The 17,559-nt window shown below is 32.3% G+C and carries 18 protein-coding genes; 17 read left to right on the plus strand and 1 reads right to left on the minus strand.

Annotated features, from left to right (window positions below; genetic code table 11):
- Positions 1-123: 123 nt before the first annotated feature.
- The 15 genes from KQI38_RS22755 to prfA all read left to right on the plus strand — a co-directional run bounded on the left by KQI38_RS22755 (position 124) and on the right by prfA (position 14,805).
- Positions 124-207, plus strand: a complete 84-nt coding sequence (locus tag KQI38_RS22755) for a putative holin-like toxin (protein WP_374041683.1) — start codon at positions 124-126, stop codon at positions 205-207.
- A 171-nt stretch (positions 208-378) separates the two neighbouring features.
- The gene (locus tag KQI38_RS01495) at positions 379-1,047 is read left to right on the plus strand and encodes a response regulator transcription factor (RefSeq protein WP_094899595.1); all 669 of its coding nucleotides are present in this window, start codon (positions 379-381) and stop codon (positions 1,045-1,047) included.
- A complete protein-coding gene (locus tag KQI38_RS01500) occupies positions 1,044-1,931 on the plus strand; it encodes a sensor histidine kinase (protein WP_216554648.1) in 888 nt (295 codons plus the stop codon). The genes KQI38_RS01495 and KQI38_RS01500 overlap by 4 nt, the downstream gene beginning before the upstream one ends.
- 428 nt (positions 1,932-2,359) lie before the next feature.
- Positions 2,360-3,040 carry an ABC transporter ATP-binding protein gene (locus KQI38_RS01505; protein WP_216555148.1) on the plus strand — a complete coding sequence of 227 codons (681 nt, stop codon included), beginning with the start codon at positions 2,360-2,362 and terminating at the stop codon, positions 3,038-3,040.
- Positions 3,033-5,528, plus strand: a complete 2,496-nt coding sequence (locus KQI38_RS01510; protein ID WP_216554650.1) for an ABC transporter permease — start codon at positions 3,033-3,035, stop codon at positions 5,526-5,528. Before KQI38_RS01505 ends, KQI38_RS01510 begins: the two co-directional genes overlap by 8 nt.
- A 165-nt stretch (positions 5,529-5,693) precedes the next feature.
- Positions 5,694-6,545, plus strand: a complete 852-nt coding sequence (locus KQI38_RS01515; protein ID WP_216554657.1) for a class II fructose-1,6-bisphosphate aldolase — start codon at positions 5,694-5,696, stop codon at positions 6,543-6,545.
- Positions 6,546-6,684: 139 nt separating this feature from the next.
- Positions 6,685-7,332 (plus strand): fructose-6-phosphate aldolase, encoded by a 648-nt coding sequence (gene fsa, locus KQI38_RS01520; protein WP_094899600.1) that lies wholly within the window; start codon positions 6,685-6,687, stop codon positions 7,330-7,332.
- Between the two features lie 11 nt (positions 7,333-7,343).
- Complete coding sequence (gene glpX, locus KQI38_RS01525) at positions 7,344-8,312, plus strand: class II fructose-bisphosphatase (RefSeq protein ID WP_094899601.1); 969 nt, start codon at positions 7,344-7,346, stop codon at positions 8,310-8,312.
- A 272-nt stretch (positions 8,313-8,584) separates the two neighbouring features.
- Positions 8,585-9,955: a transcription termination factor Rho gene (gene rho, locus KQI38_RS01530; protein WP_094899602.1), complete on the plus strand. Its 1,371-nt coding sequence runs from the start codon at positions 8,585-8,587 to the stop codon at positions 9,953-9,955.
- 95 nt (positions 9,956-10,050) lie between these two features.
- On the plus strand, positions 10,051-10,251 hold the full coding sequence (gene rpmE / locus KQI38_RS01535) for a 50S ribosomal protein L31 (RefSeq protein WP_094899603.1): 201 nt from the start codon (positions 10,051-10,053) through the stop codon (positions 10,249-10,251).
- 418 nt (positions 10,252-10,669) lie between these two features.
- Entirely contained in the window at positions 10,670-11,617 is a 948-nt protein-coding gene (locus tag KQI38_RS01540; RefSeq protein WP_216554659.1) for a DUF1385 domain-containing protein, read from the plus strand.
- Positions 11,611-12,447, plus strand: a complete 837-nt coding sequence (gene prmC, locus KQI38_RS01545; protein WP_094899604.1) for a peptide chain release factor N(5)-glutamine methyltransferase — start codon at positions 11,611-11,613, stop codon at positions 12,445-12,447. The genes KQI38_RS01540 and prmC overlap by 7 nt, the downstream gene beginning before the upstream one ends.
- 19 nt (positions 12,448-12,466) lie before the next feature.
- Positions 12,467-13,009 (plus strand): chromate transporter, encoded by a 543-nt coding sequence (locus KQI38_RS01550; RefSeq protein WP_094899605.1) that lies wholly within the window; start codon positions 12,467-12,469, stop codon positions 13,007-13,009.
- Positions 13,006-13,524, plus strand: coding sequence for a chromate transporter (locus KQI38_RS01555; RefSeq protein WP_216554661.1), 519 nt, complete (start codon positions 13,006-13,008; stop codon positions 13,522-13,524). The genes KQI38_RS01550 and KQI38_RS01555 overlap by 4 nt, the downstream gene beginning before the upstream one ends.
- A 213-nt stretch (positions 13,525-13,737) precedes the next feature.
- On the plus strand, positions 13,738-14,805 hold the full coding sequence (prfA, locus tag KQI38_RS01560) for a peptide chain release factor 1 (protein ID WP_094899607.1): 1,068 nt from the start codon (positions 13,738-13,740) through the stop codon (positions 14,803-14,805).
- A gap of 41 nt (positions 14,806-14,846) precedes the next feature.
- Here the strand turns inward: prfA and KQI38_RS01565 are convergent, their stop codons facing one another.
- Positions 14,847-15,557, minus strand: coding sequence for a ZIP family metal transporter (locus KQI38_RS01565; RefSeq protein ID WP_216554674.1), 711 nt, complete (start codon positions 15,555-15,557; stop codon positions 14,847-14,849).
- Positions 15,558-16,037: 480 nt separating this feature from the next.
- On the opposite strand from KQI38_RS01565, the gene KQI38_RS01570 reads away from it, so the two are divergent.
- The gene (locus KQI38_RS01570) at positions 16,038-17,087 is read left to right on the plus strand and encodes an L-threonylcarbamoyladenylate synthase (RefSeq protein WP_216554682.1); all 1,050 of its coding nucleotides are present in this window, start codon (positions 16,038-16,040) and stop codon (positions 17,085-17,087) included.
- A gap of 14 nt (positions 17,088-17,101) precedes the next feature.
- Positions 17,102-17,557, plus strand: a complete 456-nt coding sequence (locus KQI38_RS01575; protein ID WP_216554684.1) for a low molecular weight protein arginine phosphatase — start codon at positions 17,102-17,104, stop codon at positions 17,555-17,557.
- The last annotated feature ends 2 nt before the right edge of the window (positions 17,558-17,559 follow it).

The raw sequence follows: 17,559 nt of genomic DNA on the forward strand, positions 1-17,559 counted from the left end.
AGTTAAAAATTAGTTATGGAGATATCTATAAGAAAATATAAGAGAAATGAATATATTATACATGTATAATATATTCATTTCTCCTTAATTACCTATTTTTAAAAATTAGGTCTTGATAAATTAATGATTTCGTTTGGTATGCTTATTATATCACTAATCTCCTTAGTAGTTATTCTAATAAAGGATAATGTTAAAGGAAAAAAATAATCACCCTGCACCGCCATACAGAGTGATTAAGCTTTAAAATCACTATGAGTGGCAATCACATCTTGTGATGTCGATTGCCTTATTTTATTTATATTATACCAAAACATAGATTAAAATAAACAGTGAAAGATTATATATTATGGCAATTTTTAAATTAGGCAGGTGATAGTATTGAAAAGCATTTTAATAATAGAAGATGACATAGCTTTAAATAAGGGGATTGCTCTATCATTAAAACATGAAGATTATAATTTTTATCAAGGATATAATTTAAGTGAGGGCAGAAAGATATTTTTGGAAAATGACATAGATTTAATTATTCTAGATCTAAATTTACCTGATGGAGATGGAATGGAATTTTGCAAAGAGATTCGCAGAATAAGTGAAGTCCCTATAGTAATGCTAACTGCTAAAGATATGGAGGTCGATATAGTTACAGGATTTGAACTTGGAGCTGATGACTATATTACTAAACCTTTTAGTCTTATGGTTTTAAGAGCTAGAGTTTTAGCGCTTTTAAGGCGCTCATCGCAAAAAGTTGTAAATAAATTTGAAATAGATGACTATTCTTTTAATTTTGACGATATGGTTTTTCTGAAGGGTAATAGGGAAATTATTTTGAGTAAAACAGAATATAAGTTGCTAAATATACTAATACAGAATATTGGAAAGGTAGTGTCTAGAGATATATTGATTGATAAAATCTGGTCTGACGGTGCTGAATATGTAGATGAAAATGCTCTTTCTGTTAGTATAAATAGGCTGAGAAATAAATTAGATGCTCATGAATATATTAAAACCATATATGGAGTAGGTTATACTTGGGGGATTAATTCATGAAGATTTTTTTAACTGTGATCATTGTAGTTTTAATAATATATATTCTATATATAAGAAAAAATATAGAACTTATAACTATTAGAATTAATGAAATGTTAGACTTGGCTATAAAGGGGAATTTTACTGAAAAAAGCTTTGACGAATCAGAGTTATCCAAAATAGAATCAAAATTTTATAGATACCTATTGGATTCTCAAGCAACGGAAAAAAACTTATTTAACCAAAAGAAAAATATAGAAGTTTTGATTTCTGACATTTCACATCAATCTAAAACACCAATATCAAATATCATGCTTTATTCACAACTTTTAAGGGAAAATCAATCTATAGAATATGTTGATGAAATCGTCTTTCAAGCAAATAAATTAAGTTTTCTAATTCAAAATTTAATAAAGTCATCTAGATTAGAAACGGGAATAATAAAATTAAATTCTAGTTTAAATAGTGTTAATGATTTAATTAAAAATATCATTAATTCTAGTTTGAAAAATGCGGAGAAAAAGAATATTTATATAGATTTTATAGAAGAAGATGAGCACTTTGCCTTCTTTGACTTTAAGTGGACGGAGGAAGCTATATATAATATTGTGGATAATGGGATTAAATATGGATTAGAGGACAGAAATATCCATATAAGAATTATAGAATATACTATTTTTCTTAGAGTTGATATTTTAAATGAGGGAATAGAAATTAAGGAAGAAGAAATCAACAAGATATTCCAAAGATTTTATAGAGGTGAAAACGTAAGGGATAAAGAAGGGTTAGGTATAGGGTTATACTTATCGAGAGAAATAATAGAAGGACAAGGTGGATATATTCAAGTGGAATCTTCCTCTAAACAAACTAGATTTTCTATATTTTTACCAAAGGATAAAAAATAAATATAATTCTTTCATAACTGTTAGAATCTAGAAAGGATTTTGAAAGAGTAGTTTGCTATAGTCTATATTATAAGTTATAGACTATTTTTTATGACCTAACTTAGCGAACGATAGTGAGCTTTAGTAGGTCAAACGCAACGAACGCCAAATTCATGCGAATGACAATGATCAAATGAATTTGTGCGGTGAGACTGCGGAAAATGACCTAACTTAGCGAACGATAGGTCCTAACGGACACCACTGAATGATACCCTATGGGGTAAATAGAGGTTGTGAGCTTTAGTAGGTCAAACGCACCTACACTGTCCGTTTTGTCTGCAACTCCCGAGTACTCATTGGACAAAAAGGCAATGAGAACTAAATTTGTACGACCAACGGGGGGGGGAATAGATTTGGGCTTTGAAATTGAGGAAGATGAGGTGATTTGTATGGAAATTTTGAAGGCTCTGGATTTAAAAAAATACTATGGTGATGATAAGAATTTGGTGAAGGCATTAGATGGAGCTAGTATAGAAGTAAAACGAGGAGAGTTTGTAGCTATTGTGGGAACTTCTGGATCAGGAAAATCTACCTTATTGCATATGTTAGGTGGATTAGACAGACCTACATCTGGAGAGGTTATAATTGATGACAAGAATATATTTAAACTCAAGGATGATGAACTCACTATATTCCGTAGAAGAAAGATTGGATTTATTTTTCAAAGTTATAATTTAATCCCAGTTTTGAATGTGTATGAAAACATTACACTTCCTATTTCTTTAGATGGAAATGAAATTGACAGGGAATATATTGAAGAGATATTTAAGACTTTGGGAATTGAAGATAAAAGATATAATATGCCAAATCAACTTTCTGGTGGGCAGCAGCAAAGAGTTGCTATTGGTCGTGCATTGGCTACTAAGCCGTCTATTATATTAGCTGATGAGCCAACGGGTAATTTAGATAGTAAGACTAGTTTAGATGTTATGGGATTAATAAAGGTATCTAGTAAAAGATTTAATCAGACTCTTATTATGATTACTCACAATGAAGAAATTGCTCAAATGGCAGACCGTATTATTAGAATTGAAGACGGTAAAATTCATGGTGGTGAGATAAATGAATAAGGTAAACAATAGAAAGATTATCAATAAAATCGCTATTGCTAGTTTAAAGAACAATCGTAGAAGAAATATTATTGCCTTTATTGCTATTGCATTGACTACCTTATTATTTACAAGCCTTTTTACTATTGGATTTGGTATGAAAAACTCTATGGAGCTTGAGACAATGAGAATGGTTGGGACTACATTTCATGGGGCGTTTAAGAGGATAAATAAAGAAGATATAAATAAATTGAAGACTCATCCATTAATTAAAGAAATAGGAATAAGACAAATCATTGGCCCTGTAATAAATGATGAATTTATTAAAGAGCAAGTAGAGATTTCCTATGGAGATGAAAATTATATTAAAAGAGGTTTTAATTATCCTACTACCGGGAGGTTACCCATAGAAAAAAATGAGATAATTACTGATACTTTAGTGCTAGATTTACTTAAAATTCCTCATAGAGTAGGAGAAAAGATTAGATTAAGATATACCATTGAAGAAAATGGAATAGTACTAGAAACTATAGAAGATGAGTTTATACTATCGGGATTCTACGATGCAGATGAGGCTATGATGGCAAGGATGGTGTTTACATCAAAAGAATATGCAGATTCCCTTAATTTGCCAGAAAATATATATTACTTAGATGTAATGTTTTCTAATTCAAAGAATATTGAAGAAAAATTAATTCAGGTTCAATCAGAAAGTGGATACGTTCCTGATGAAGAAGGTCCAGCTATTGATATTGGAGTTAATTGGGGATATATGTCAGGAAAACTGGAAGATGCTGACCCCATTACTATAGGTGGCATGGTATTGATTCTATTGATTATCATCTTTACAGGATATTTGATTATATATAATATATTTCAGATTTCTGTAGTTTCAGATATTAAATTCTATGGACTGTTAAAAACAGTAGGTACAACTAAAAAGCAGATTATGAGGATTATAAGAAGACAGGCCTTTTTTATATCTTTAATAGGAATCCCAATAGGATTAATATTAGGATATTTTGCAGGGAATTTGATTCTTCCTAGAATTGCCTCTACTACATCAATTGGAGGTCGAGTGGTGAAGAGTCCAACACCTTGGATTTTCTTGTTTTCCATATTATTCTCCTTAATTACAGTTTTTATATCCTGTAGGAAACCAGGAAAGATTGCAGGAAAAGTCTCACCTGTGGAAGCTGTAAAAATTACAGATATTGATAAGGTGAATTATGATCATATAAGAAAATCAGAAGCAAGGGTTAATATTAGTAAAATGGCAATGTCCAATTTATTTAGAAACAAAATTAGAACTGTTATTGTTCTTCTATCTATGTCTTTAAGTTTAATTCTCCTTAATTCTGTATATACAATGACAAATAGTTTTGATATGAATAAATATCTAAGTGAATTTATTAATTCTGATTTTGTATTAGGGTCAGCAAAATATTTTAAATCTGATTTTAGATTCAAAGAAGATAGTTTAACTGAGGATGTAATAGGGTTGATAAACAGTAAAAAGGGATTTGAAAATGGAGGTAGAATTTATTATACTCCAGCTGATTCTGTGGAATTTTTAGATGAAAAAGATTTAGAACCTCAAAATCAAACTCCTATTCAACTTTATGGATTAGATGATTATTTAATAGATAGACAAAAAATAATAAAAGGTCAAATCGACGTGGAAAAATTAAAGAGCGGAGATTATATTATCTATGGTGGGTATACCAATAATAATGGGACTCCAGTATGGGATAGGATTAAGTATGATGTGGGAGATAGCGTTAAATTAAATACAGAGAATGGAGTCAAAGAATTTGAAGTAATGGCTATTATATCCTATGACTATACAAACCATGCTAGATATGTAAACTTTATAAGTGATAAGAATGGAAAGGCGATCCATAGCCAATTATTATATTTACCTTCAAATGTTTATAAGGAAATAATAAAAGACCCATTTACTATGGTCTATCAATTTGATGTGGAGGGTGAAAATATAACTGATTATGAAAGTTTCCTAGAGGATTATACGAATAGCATTGACTATACCTTAGACTATGATTCTAGAGACAAACAAAAATCTGATTTTGATAATTATAAGAATATGTTTTTATTAGTTGGAGGTTCTTTAAGTTTTATTGTAGCCTTGGTGGGAATTGTTAATTTTATTAACTCAATAACAACAAGTATCATCACAAGAAAAAGAGAATTTGCATTACTTCAAAGTATAGGAATGACAAGAAAACAGTTAAATTCTATGCTTATAAGAGAAGGGATATTTTATTCTTTGGGAACTATGATTATATCTGCAATATTCTCCATAGTCATATCTATTACTATAATAAAGAAACTAACTAGGGAATCTTTTTTTGCTACTTATAATTTTACCTTAAAGCCACTTGCAATAGCTCTACCTATTATAATTATTCTAGGGATTATTTTACCATATATTATAAATAAATCTATGGTAAGGGAAAGTATAGTGGAAAGAATTAAAAGAGACGATTAAAGAGTTTATAAAACAAATAGGATGTATTATATATTCAATAAGTATCTTTTTTGGTGCTAGTCATCAAAAAAGATACTTATTGTTATGTTTTTATCCAAATTTCTTACTCTAATAGTTTTGAAATCTGATATAATAGTATATAATAAGAAAAATGGAGGGAATTAAATGTTAGTTACCGGAAGAGAATTGTTAGTGGATGCTCAAAAAAATGGATATGCTGTTGGTGCTTTTAATGTAAACAATATGGAGATTGTGCAAGCTATTATTGAAGCTGCTGAAGAAACTAATTCACCAGTGATTCTTCAAGCTAGTCAAGGTGGAATTAAATATGCTGGTATAGAATATATTGCTGGTCTAGGAAAGATAGCTGCTAGAAATGCTAAGGTGCCAGTAGCTTTACACTTAGATCATGGTACTGATTTTGACCAAGTAATGTTATGTATTAGACATGGTTTTACTTCTGTAATGATTGACGGATCTAGATTTGCCCTAGATGAAAATATTGCATATACTAATAAGGTAATAGAGGTAGCTCATGCTGTAGGTGTTTCTGTTGAGGCAGAGTTAGGAAAGATTGGAGGTACTGAGGATCATATTACCGTAGATGAGAGAGATGCTACTTTTACAGATCCAGAGGAAGCATTAAGATTTGTAAAGGAGACTAATATAGACTTTTTAGCAATAGCAGTAGGTACTGCCCATGGTGTGTATAAGGGAGAACCAAAACTTGACTTCGATAGAATAAAGACTATAAGAGATAAGGTAGGAGTTCCCCTAGTGCTACATGGTTCTTCTGGAGTTCCTGAAGAGGCTCTGAGAAAAGCTATATCTTTAGGAATTTGTAAGATAAACATAGATACAGATCTTAGAATAGCATTTGCTGAAGGAGTAAAAGACTTCATTAAAGCTAATCCAGATAATATTGATCCAAGAAAGATATTAACTCCTGCAAAAACTCGAATGAAAGAAAAAATTAAAGAAAAAATGCATATATTCGGCTCAGTAGGTAGAGCGTAAAGCCAATTCACAATTCACGATGCACGATGCACAATTAAAGAAAGTGACCGAAGGTCGCTAAAAAGACCTTATAACTAGACTCCAATAACTGTGAGCTGTGAACTGTGCATTGTGCATTGGAAAAAAAGGGGGGTATAGTATGAAGCTTTTTATTGATACTGCAAATATAGAAGAAATAAAAGAAATTAATGAATGGGGAGTTATCTGTGGAGTCACCACCAATCCTAGCTTAATCGCTAAGGAGGGTAGAGATTTCAAGGAAGTTGTTAAAGAAATTGCTGACATAGTAGATGGACCTATTAGTGCCGAGGTTATTTCTTTAGATAAGGAAGGAATGCTGAGGGAAGCTAGGGAGTTAGTTAAAATTCATCCAAATATTGTTATCAAGATTCCTATGACTAAAGAAGGACTAAAAGCTGTAAAGGTTTTAGCTGAAGAAGGAATCAAGACTAATGTGACTTTGATTTTTTCGGCTAACCAAGCTTTACTTGCAGCTCGTGCTGGGGCTACTTATGTAAGTCCTTTTGTAGGAAGACTAGATGATATTAGTAATGAAGGAATTTACATTATTGAAGATATAGTTCAAGTATTTAATATTCACAATATAAATACTGAAATAATTGCAGCAAGTATTAGACATCCTATTCATGTATTAGATGCTGCAAAAGCTGGAGCCCATATTTCAACTATACCATATAAAGTATTTGGACAAATGCTTGATCATCCATTGACTGATATAGGTATAGATAAATTTTTAAAGGATTGGGAAGGCTTACAAATTAAATAGGGAGTGTTAAGATGGATAGAAATTTGGCATTAAATTTAGCAAGAGTAACGGAAGCAGCTGCGTTAGCTAGTGCAAAATTTTTAGGTAGAGGAGACAAGAATGCTGCAGACCAGGCTGCCGTTGATGCTATGAGGCGTATGTTTGATACTGTAAATATAGACGGAGTCGTAGTTATTGGTGAAGGTGAGATTGACGAGGCACCTATGCTATATATTGGAGAACAAATAGGCATAGCAGGTCCAGATAGTTTAAAAATAGATATAGCAGTAGACCCTCTAGACGGAACAAGCTCCATTGCATATGGCCGTCCTGATGCTGTTTCTGTAGTAGCTATAGCTCCGAGGGGTTGCATGCTTCATGCTCCAGATACTTACATGAAAAAAATAGCTGTAGGACCAAAAGCAGCTGGAGTTATAGATATCAATGCTCCTATAGAGGACAATATAGCTCAAGTTGCTAAGGCTTTAGATAAAGATGTATCAGAAGTTACTATAACCATGCTTGATAGGCCAAGGCACAATGACTTGGTAGCAAGTATAAGAAAAGCTGGAGCAAGGATTAGAATGATTACTGATGGAGATGTGATTGCTGCCATAAATACATGTTTTGAAAATACAGGTGTGGATATGATGGTAGGTATAGGAGGAGCTCCTGAGGGAGTTATAACTGCGGCAGCCCTAAAATGTATGGGTGGTGAATTCCAAGGCATTTTACATCCTGTGACAGAAGAACAAAAAAGAAGATGTATAGAGATGGGCGTTGACTTAAATAAAGTATATAAGACAGATGACCTTGTAAAGGGAGATGAAATAGTTTTTGCAGCAACAGGTGTATCACATGGAGAACTACTTCAAGGAGTGAAGTATCTAGAAAATAATGTTGCTTCAACTCATACTCTAGTTTTGAGAGCGGAGACAGGCACTATAAGATTTATTGAGGCTACTCATAAATTAGATAAAAAACCAGAATACGCAAAATAGAAACAATGCACAATGCACAATTCACGATGCACAATGCACAATTGAAAACATAAATAAAGAGATTGCTATTCTGGGCAAAGCGAGGAATCTAGTCTTTAAATCTTTTAATTGTGAACTTAAGTAGGGAACCAAAATCATGGTTTTTGATTTTGTGTTCATCACTTAGCTACTGATATTTGCCCCGCAGGGTATAATTCAGTAGTCCTTTAGGGTTTGTTTATCTAGTGAATTGTGAATTGTGAATTGTCAATTGATGAAAGGGGTGTTTATGTTTGACGGAACATGATCTGTCGGATAAAAAAATAGGCGAACTAAGAGAGATTGCAAAATCTCAAGGAATAGCCAGTCCTTATAAATATAAGAAGGACGAGTTAAAGGATATAATACTTCAAAACTTTGCTTCGGAAGAAAAAGAGAAATTGGAAGAAAAAGAGTTATCTGATGAAAATGAAGTAAAAATAAATATTAAAGATATTGAAACTGAGGATTTACCCGAAAAAGTCACGGAAGAATTGGAGAATATGGATAAGATAAACGGGGCTGAAGGAATCCTCGAGTTACATGCAGATGGTTATGGTTTTTTAAGATCTGATAATTATTTATCTGGTGATGAGGATATATACATTTCCCCGTCTCAAATCAGACGATTTAGATTAAGAACAGGAGATAAAATCTTTGGCGTTACTAGAGATCCAAATCCTGGAGAAAGATATAAAGCTCTTCTCTATATAAAATCTGTTAATGGAATGCATCCAGAAACCTGTACAAAAAGACCTAATTTCGATAGTTTGACTCCCATATACCCAACTAAAAGATTAAAACTTGAAACTAATTCCTCTGAGCTTGCTACTAGGATGATTGATTTAATCGCACCTATTGGCAAGGGACAAAGAGGTATGATTGTGTCTCCGCCAAAGGCTGGAAAAACATCTTTACTTAAAATGGTTGCGAATTCTATAGAAAAAAATCATCCTGAAGTAGAAGTGATTGTGCTTCTAATAGATGAAAGACCTGAAGAGGTAACTGATATGAAAAGATCAGTAAAGGGTGATGTAGTTTACTCAACATTTGATGAACTACCACAACATCATACAAAGGTTGCTGAAATTGTATTGGAAAGAGCAAAAAGGTTGGTAGAACATGGTAAAGATGTAGTGGTTTTACTAGATAGTATTACAAGGCTTGCTAGAGCATATAACTTAACGATACCAGCTACAGGCAGAACTCTTTCAGGAGGATTAGATCCAGGTGCATTACATAAACCTAAGAGATTTTTTGGTGCTGCAAGAAATTTAGAAGAAGGTGGCTCTTTAACTATTCTTGCTACGGCTTTAGTTGAGACTGGCAGCCGTATGGATGATGTTATATTTGAAGAATTTAAAGGAACGGGTAATATGGAAATTCATTTGGATAGAAAGTTATCTGAGAAGAGAATATTCCCAGCTGTTGATATTAATAAATCAGGAACTAGGAGAGAAGAATTACTTCTATCTCAAAAAGAACTTGAAACAATATGGGCTATAAGAAAAGCTATGGGAAATGCACCTACACAAGATGTGACTGAGAATTTAATAGAAAACTTAGTAAAAACTAGAAATAACGACCAATTCATAGATGAGATGAGAAATAAAATTTGGTTTTAGTTGAAAAGAAAAAAATTATATGCTATAATTTAATGGTTGAATTATGAAAGAATGTTTTTTTGCTATATATTAGCAGTTGAAGAGAGGTGAAAGGAATGAAGGCGGATATTCATCCAAATTATAAAGAAGCTACTGTAACTTGTGCCTGTGGAAATACATTTACAACAGGTTCTGTTAAAGATGAATTAAGAGTTGAAATCTGTTCAGAATGTCATCCATTCTTTACAGGTCGTCAAAAATTCGTTGAACGTGGTGGACGTGTTGAAAAATTCAAGAAGAAATATAATATGGATTAATTTCTTCAGAAAACTAGGTTAGATGCTTGAGCAACTAACCTTTATTTTTTATGACCTAACCCAGTGAACGAACGAAGTGAGTGAACTGTAGGTAGGTCAAACGCAACGAACGCCAAATTCATGCGAATGACAATGAGCAAGTGAATTTGTGCAGTGAGACTGCGTGGATGTCCTACTATCAAAAGTATAGTAAGGAAGGATGTAGGTCAAACGTAACATTCGCTACGCTCATTTCTACGCTCACTTCTACGCTCACTAACGTTCGCTTCGCTGTCCGTTTTGTCTGCAATTCGCGAGTGCTCATTGGACAAAAACGCAATGAGCACCAAATTTATGCGACGGATAGGGAGCAAATAAATTTGAGTTGCGAGACTACGGGAAATGACCTAACACAGCGAATAAAATTGGGGGTGAATATATGAAAATAAAGAATTTAGATAGAGTACCCAAACATATTACAAGCATTGGAGGACAGGCACTAATAGAAGGGGTTATGATGCGTGGACCAAAGGATATAGCTATTGCTGTTAGAAAACCTGATGGAGAAATTGAAATAAAAATGGAAAAGTTAAACACTTTGGGTATGAGGTATAAAATATTCAAACTTCCATTTATCAGGGGAATAGTAGGACTTGTAGAGGCTTTAATGTTTGGTACTAGAGCATTGATGTATTCAGCGGAATTCTATGAAGAAGAAGAAACCTCATCTAAAGAAAGTTTTACTCAAAAGATATTTAAAGATAAAGCAGGAGATATTGAGATGGTCTTTGCTGTAATCAGCTCTATTATACTTGCTGTAGGAATATTTATGATATTACCTACTCTTTTAACCAATTTCTTTAAGGGTAGAATTAATAGCTCAATAGGTTTAAATCTTATAGAAGGATTAGTTAGAATAATAATATTCTTAATATATATAATAGGAGTGTCTAAACTAGATGATATTAGAAGAGTATTTGAATATCATGGGGCTGAACATAAGACTATACATTGCTATGAAAATGAAGAAGAGCTTACAGTTGAAAATGTAAAGAAACATCCAATTCTTCATCCAAGATGTGGAACTAGCTTTTTATTTATGGTAATGATAATTAGTATATTGGTCTTATCATTCTTTGGCTGGCCGAATCCATTACAAAGATTTGTTGTGAGGATTTTGATGTTTCCTGTAATTGCAGGTATATCTTATGAAATAAATAGGCTTATTGGGAAAAGCAGTTCAAAATTAGCTTATCTTCTTTCTTATCCTGGCCTAATGATTCAAAAACTAGCTACAGTAAAAGAGCCTGATGGTGAGCAAATTCAAGTGGCCATAGAATCATTAAAAGCAGTTTTAACAGATAATAAGGATGAGGATAAATGGTAACAATAAATAATCTACTAAGGAAGTCGGAAAATTCCATCTTAGATTCAATTCTAATATTATGCAAATTATTAGATGTAGATAAATCCTATATATATACCTATGGAGATAGGGAAGTCTCAAAAGAAGTCGAGGAAAAGTTTTTGTATCTCATGGAAGAAAGAGCTAGGGGATATCCTATACAGTATATATTAGGAGAAAGAGAGTTTATGGGGCTAGATTTTTATTTAGAGGAAGGAGTTCTAGTCCCTAGACCAGATACTGAAATTTTAGTAGAGTATACTATAGACTATATAAATAAAAATTATGGGGATAGAAATATTAAAGTGTTAGATTTGGGCATTGGTAGTGGTGCTATTTCATTGAGTATAGCTCACTATTGTAAAAATGCCTTTGTCTACGGAGTCGATATTTCAGATACTGCCATTAAGGTAGCAAATATTAATAAAGAGAAATTAAATTTGTTCAATGTTAATTTTTATAAAGGTGATTTATTTAAAGCACTAGAAGGGCTTGATTTAGATGGTGGATTCCAAATAATAGCATCTAATCCACCATATATTGCTTCTAAAGAAATTGAAAATTTAGATACGACAGTAAAGGATTTTGAACCAAGGCTTGCTTTAGATGGTGGATTAGATGGTTTAGACTTTTACAGGAAGATTACACCTGAAAGTAAACAATTTTTAGACGATAATGGACTTTTGATATATGAAATTGGTTACGATCAGGGAGAGGCTGTTGTAGAGATTTTACATTCGGAAGGATTTAATAAAGTATCAGTTTTAAAAGATCTACAAGGACTTGATAGAGTAGTTTTAGGTATTAAATAGTAAAGGAGTTGTGCTTTCAATGAAGTTGCTATTTAAATTATTTTCAACGTTTTTTAAAATAGGTGCATTTACTATTGGTGGGGGATATGCTATGCTTCCTTTAATTCAAAGGGAAGTTGTTGATGAAAACCAATGGCTTACCACAGAAGAATTTATGGATATATTGGCTATAGCTGAGGTAACTCCAGGACCTGTAGCTGTGAATACAAGTACTTATGTGGGATATAAAAAGGCAGGTTTAAAAGGAGCTCTATTTTGTACATTAGGGACTGTTCTTCCTTCTTTTGTGATTATACTCCTTATTGTTAAGTTTTTTTGGGGGTATAGAGGAAATCCTATTGTGGAGAAAATATTTCTAGGAATAAGACCTGCAGTAGCGGCATTAATATTTTCAGCAGTATATAAACTGGGATCAAAAATGAAACTTAGTGTTTCTATGATAGCAGGAGCTTTACTTACAGTTTTGGCTATAATAATATTGGATATTAGTCCTATAATAATAATTCTTATAGCTGCTTTTGGCTCAATTATCTATTTTAAAAATAAGGAGAAGAAAATATGAATGTATTGAAGCTTTTTATATCATTTTTAAAAATAGGGGCCTTTAGTTTTGGTGGCGGATATGCTATGCTACCATTGATAAGAAAAGAGATAATAGATGTCCATGGTTGGTTGACGACTAAGGAATTTATAGATATATTGGCTGTAGTAGAAATGACACCAGGGCCAGTTGCAATAAATTCTGCTACTTTCTTGGGATATAAGGTAGCGGGAATATTAGGATCTGTAGCGGCTACGATTGCTGTAGTTCTGCCATCTATAGTTATAATACTTATTATAGCTCATTTTCTGTCAAAGGTTAAGGATTCTCCTTATATTACTTGGGCATTTACAGGAATAAGACCAGTTGTATTAGGCCTTATTGCTTCTGCTAGTATAACTGTGGCCAAGGATGCTGTTATAGATATAAAGAGTTTGGTATTGATGGTTATCCTATTTTACTTAACCTCATTTAAAAAATTGCATCCTATACTTACAATTGTAATTGCTGGTACAGTGGGAGCGTTTATTTTTTAATTGGAAATTAATAAAAAATAATTGACAATTGATAAAATAAAATTCATACTTAATAAGGTATGATTAAAGTTAAAAAATAAAATTAAATAGGAATTTTTCAATTAATAATTAAAAGATAAGAGAATAATATTTTTAACAAATTGATTTATTTCAATGTTTTTAATTGTTAACTGAATATTGTTAATCGTTAATTGAATATAGGGGAGTGAGAATATGCTAGATAAATTAGCTGCAATTGAAGAGAAATACATTGAATTAGGCGAAAAAGTAATGGATATGGAAGTAATAAATGACAGAGTATTGTTTCAAAAATTGATGAAGGAACATTCTGATATAGAGCCTATCGTATTTAAATATAGAGAATTTGTAGAAACTAGAGACAATCTTGAAGAAGCAAAAGAAATGCTTAGAGATAAATTAGATGATGAAATGAAAGAATTAGTTAAAGAGGAGATAAAAGACCTTGAAGCTTCTTTAGAAGCTATTGAGGAAGAATTGAGAGTATTATTAGTACCAAAGGATCCAAATGATCATAAGAATGTTATTGTAGAAATAAGAGGTGGAGCCGGAGGAGATGAAGCTGCTTTATTCTCAGGGGTTTTATTTAGAATGTACTCAAGATATGCAGAGAGAAATAGATGGAAAGTAGAAATAATGAGTACGAATGAAATAGGTATTGGTGGATTTAAAGAAGTAATATTTATGATAAAAGGTAAGGGTGCTTATAGTAGACTAAAATACGAATCTGGTGTACACAGAGTTCAAAGAGTACCTGAAACTGAAGCAAGTGGTAGAATACACACATCAACATCTACAGTTGCAGTGTTGCCTGAAGCGGAAGATGTTGATATAGATATACAAGAGAAGGATTTAAAAATAGATATTTATAGATCATCTGGGGCAGGTGGACAGCACGTAAATACTACTGATTCTGCTGTTAGAATCACTCATTTACCTACAGGAGTGGTAGTTGCCTGCCAAGACGAAAGAAGCCAAATCAAAAATAGAGAAAAGGCAATGAAAATATTAAAAACTAAATTATACGATAAGTTATTAACAGATCAAGCAGCAGAAATAGCTGAAGAGAGAAAGGGTCAAGTAGGTACAGGCGATAGATCAGAAAGAATTAGAACATATAATTTCCCGCAAGGTAGAGTTACAGACCATAGAATCAATCTAACGCTATATAAGTTAGATGCCTTTGTAGATGGTGATTTAGATGAGATGATAGATGCTTTAATTACCTCAGACCAAGCAGAAAAATTAAGTTCAGAAGAATAGATAACAAAAACGGTGACCTTTTACGGTTACCGTTTTTTTATTTATTTAAAATATAATACAATACCTAATATAAATCCAACAACAGTACCAATACTAGAAAACCTTCCTCTGTGGAGGGTTTTTCCCGTTGGGATTAATTCATCACAGACTATATATAACATGATACCTCCTGCACTAGCTAAGCAGAGGGAAATAACAGTATTAGAAATATTACCTAAATAAGCACCGATATATGCTCCTATTCCAGTAGTCATTCCCACTAGAACGCTAAATAGCATTATTTTCCAAGTCTTAATCTTATTCATACTTAGAGGTAGTGAGATAGACATCCCTTCAGGAATATTGTGTAAGAGCATTGCCATAGTAAGAACTAATCCAAAATCAGAGATGCCAACTAAGGTAGAGCCTAGAGCCATACCTTCTGGGATACTATGTATAGCCACACTTAATCCCAAAATTGCACCTGTCTTTATATTCACAAAGCAAGATAACTTATCTAATAAAGTTTCCAATATAATAATAACCAATATACCTATTGTAACACCTAATATCACATTAAGTACCCCACCTATGTAAAATGCTTCAGGAAATAAGTGAAAGCTTACTATAAACATCATAAATCCACCAGTCAATCCTAATAAAAAACTTAACACTTTATCTGTTTTCTTTATATATATTCCAATTATACTTCCTAAACTAATGCCTATGACACCTACTAAAAGTCCAATAATACCTATAATCCATTCACTCATTTTAACCCCTCCCATTAATAAATATGAAAGGTTTCTAATAATTATTATTCTAATTGATGAATGAGTATCAGATAAATACACAATAAAGAATTATTGAATTATACTTTGGATAGTAGGTATAAGTAGCTAAGCCAAATTGCTGTAATTATCAAAGTTTTTTGTATAATTACAGTACCTAAAAGTTATGTTTTTGGGATTTCTATAGTTTGCAATTTTGGATTCTTACTTATGTGAATTGTGAATTGTTAATTTGTAGGTAATAATATATAATAATATAAAGCAAAAAAGTCAGTGAATAGTTAAAAGTTATAAAATTAGTGAATAGTGAAAAGTTAAAAGTTATAAAATTAGTGAATAGTGAAAAGTTAAAAGTGAATAGTTTTAAGAAGAAGTCCGTGTATTTTGATTTTCAGCTATTAATCATTGACTGTTAATTATTCACTGTTTCCCCATTATTTACAAGTAAGGTGAGAGGTAAGTATGAAGACAAAAATAATAAAAATTGATAAAGACAATATAAACAGTGATTTAATAATTGATGCGGTAAATATAATTAAAAATAGTGGATTAGTTGCATTTCCAACTGAAACCGTATATGGACTTGGTGCAAATGGATTTGATGAAAATGCGGCAAAAAAAATATTTGCTGCAAAGGGAAGACCCGAAGATAATCCATTGATTCTTCACGTCTATTCAGTAGAGCAAGTTGAGGAGCTAGTGGAGGAAATTCCAGATATAGCTAAAAAATGCATGGAGGAATTTTGGCCTGGACCGTTAACAATCCTTCTGCCAAAATCCGATAAAGTACCAAATATAATTACTGCAGGATTAGATACTGTAGCAATTAGGATGCCGGAGAATAAAATAGCATTGGAGCTAATAAAAATGTCAAATGTTCCCATAGCTGCACCTTCTGCTAATATATCAGGAAGACCTAGTCCTACATCAGTTAAGCATGTAATAGATGACTTAATGGATAAAGTAGATATGATAGTAGATGGCGGAGAGACAGGAGTAGGATTAGAGTCAACGGTACTAGATTTATCAGGAGATTTACCTATGATTCTTCGTCCAGGAGGAGTAACTAAGGAAGATTTACAGAAAATAATCCCCAATGTAACTATAGACTTTGCTATAATAAAAGAGGATGCAAATATAATTCCTAAATCCCCTGGACAAAAATATAGACATTATGCTCCAAAATCAGAGATGCTTGTTTTTAGCGGTGATATTGATAAGATAACAGATGCTATTATGGCAAAGACTAAAGAATATATGGCTATTGGTAAAAGGGTAGGGGTTATTTGTACTGATGAAACAAAGGAAATTTATAAGGATGGGCTGATAATATCTATGGGCAGCAGGCGAAATAACGAAACCATTGCTCGTAATTTATTTAATACCCTTAGACTGTTTGATGAGGAGAATGTAGATATCATCTTAGCAGAGGGGGTTGAACCATCACATTTAGGAATAGCAATAATGAATAGAATGATGAAGGCTGCTGGCGGTAGAATTATTAAGGTTTAGAAGGAGAGAACTAAATGATAGTTTTGTTTGTATGTACTGGTAATACTTGTAGAAGTCCTATGGCAGAGGGGATTTTGAAATCTATAGCCAAAGAAAAAAAATTAAGCCTAGAAGTCAAATCTGCAGGAATCTCTGTATTCGATGGAGATAATGCATCTAGGAATTCTATAGAAGCTATGAAGAAAATCGGAATCGATATATCGAAGCATAAAGCAAGACAGCTTCATAGAGATTTAGTCGACGAGGCTGATTTGATTTTAACTATGTCTAAACCTCATAAGGAAATTATAATATCAAATTTTCCGTCGGCTAAGGATAAGATTTTTGCTTTATTAGAATATGTTTATAAAATAGATAAAGATATAGCAGATCCCTATGGTGGAAATCTTCTCTTATATGAACATATAAGAGAAGAAATTTATAAAGCAATAAAAAAGATAATTGACAATGGCCAATTGACAATTAATTAAAG

Origin of the sequence: Tissierella carlieri, assembly GCF_018917285.1 — a bacterium.
In the GTDB taxonomy this organism is placed as follows: Bacteria; Bacillota; Clostridia; order Tissierellales; family Tissierellaceae; genus Tissierella; species Tissierella carlieri.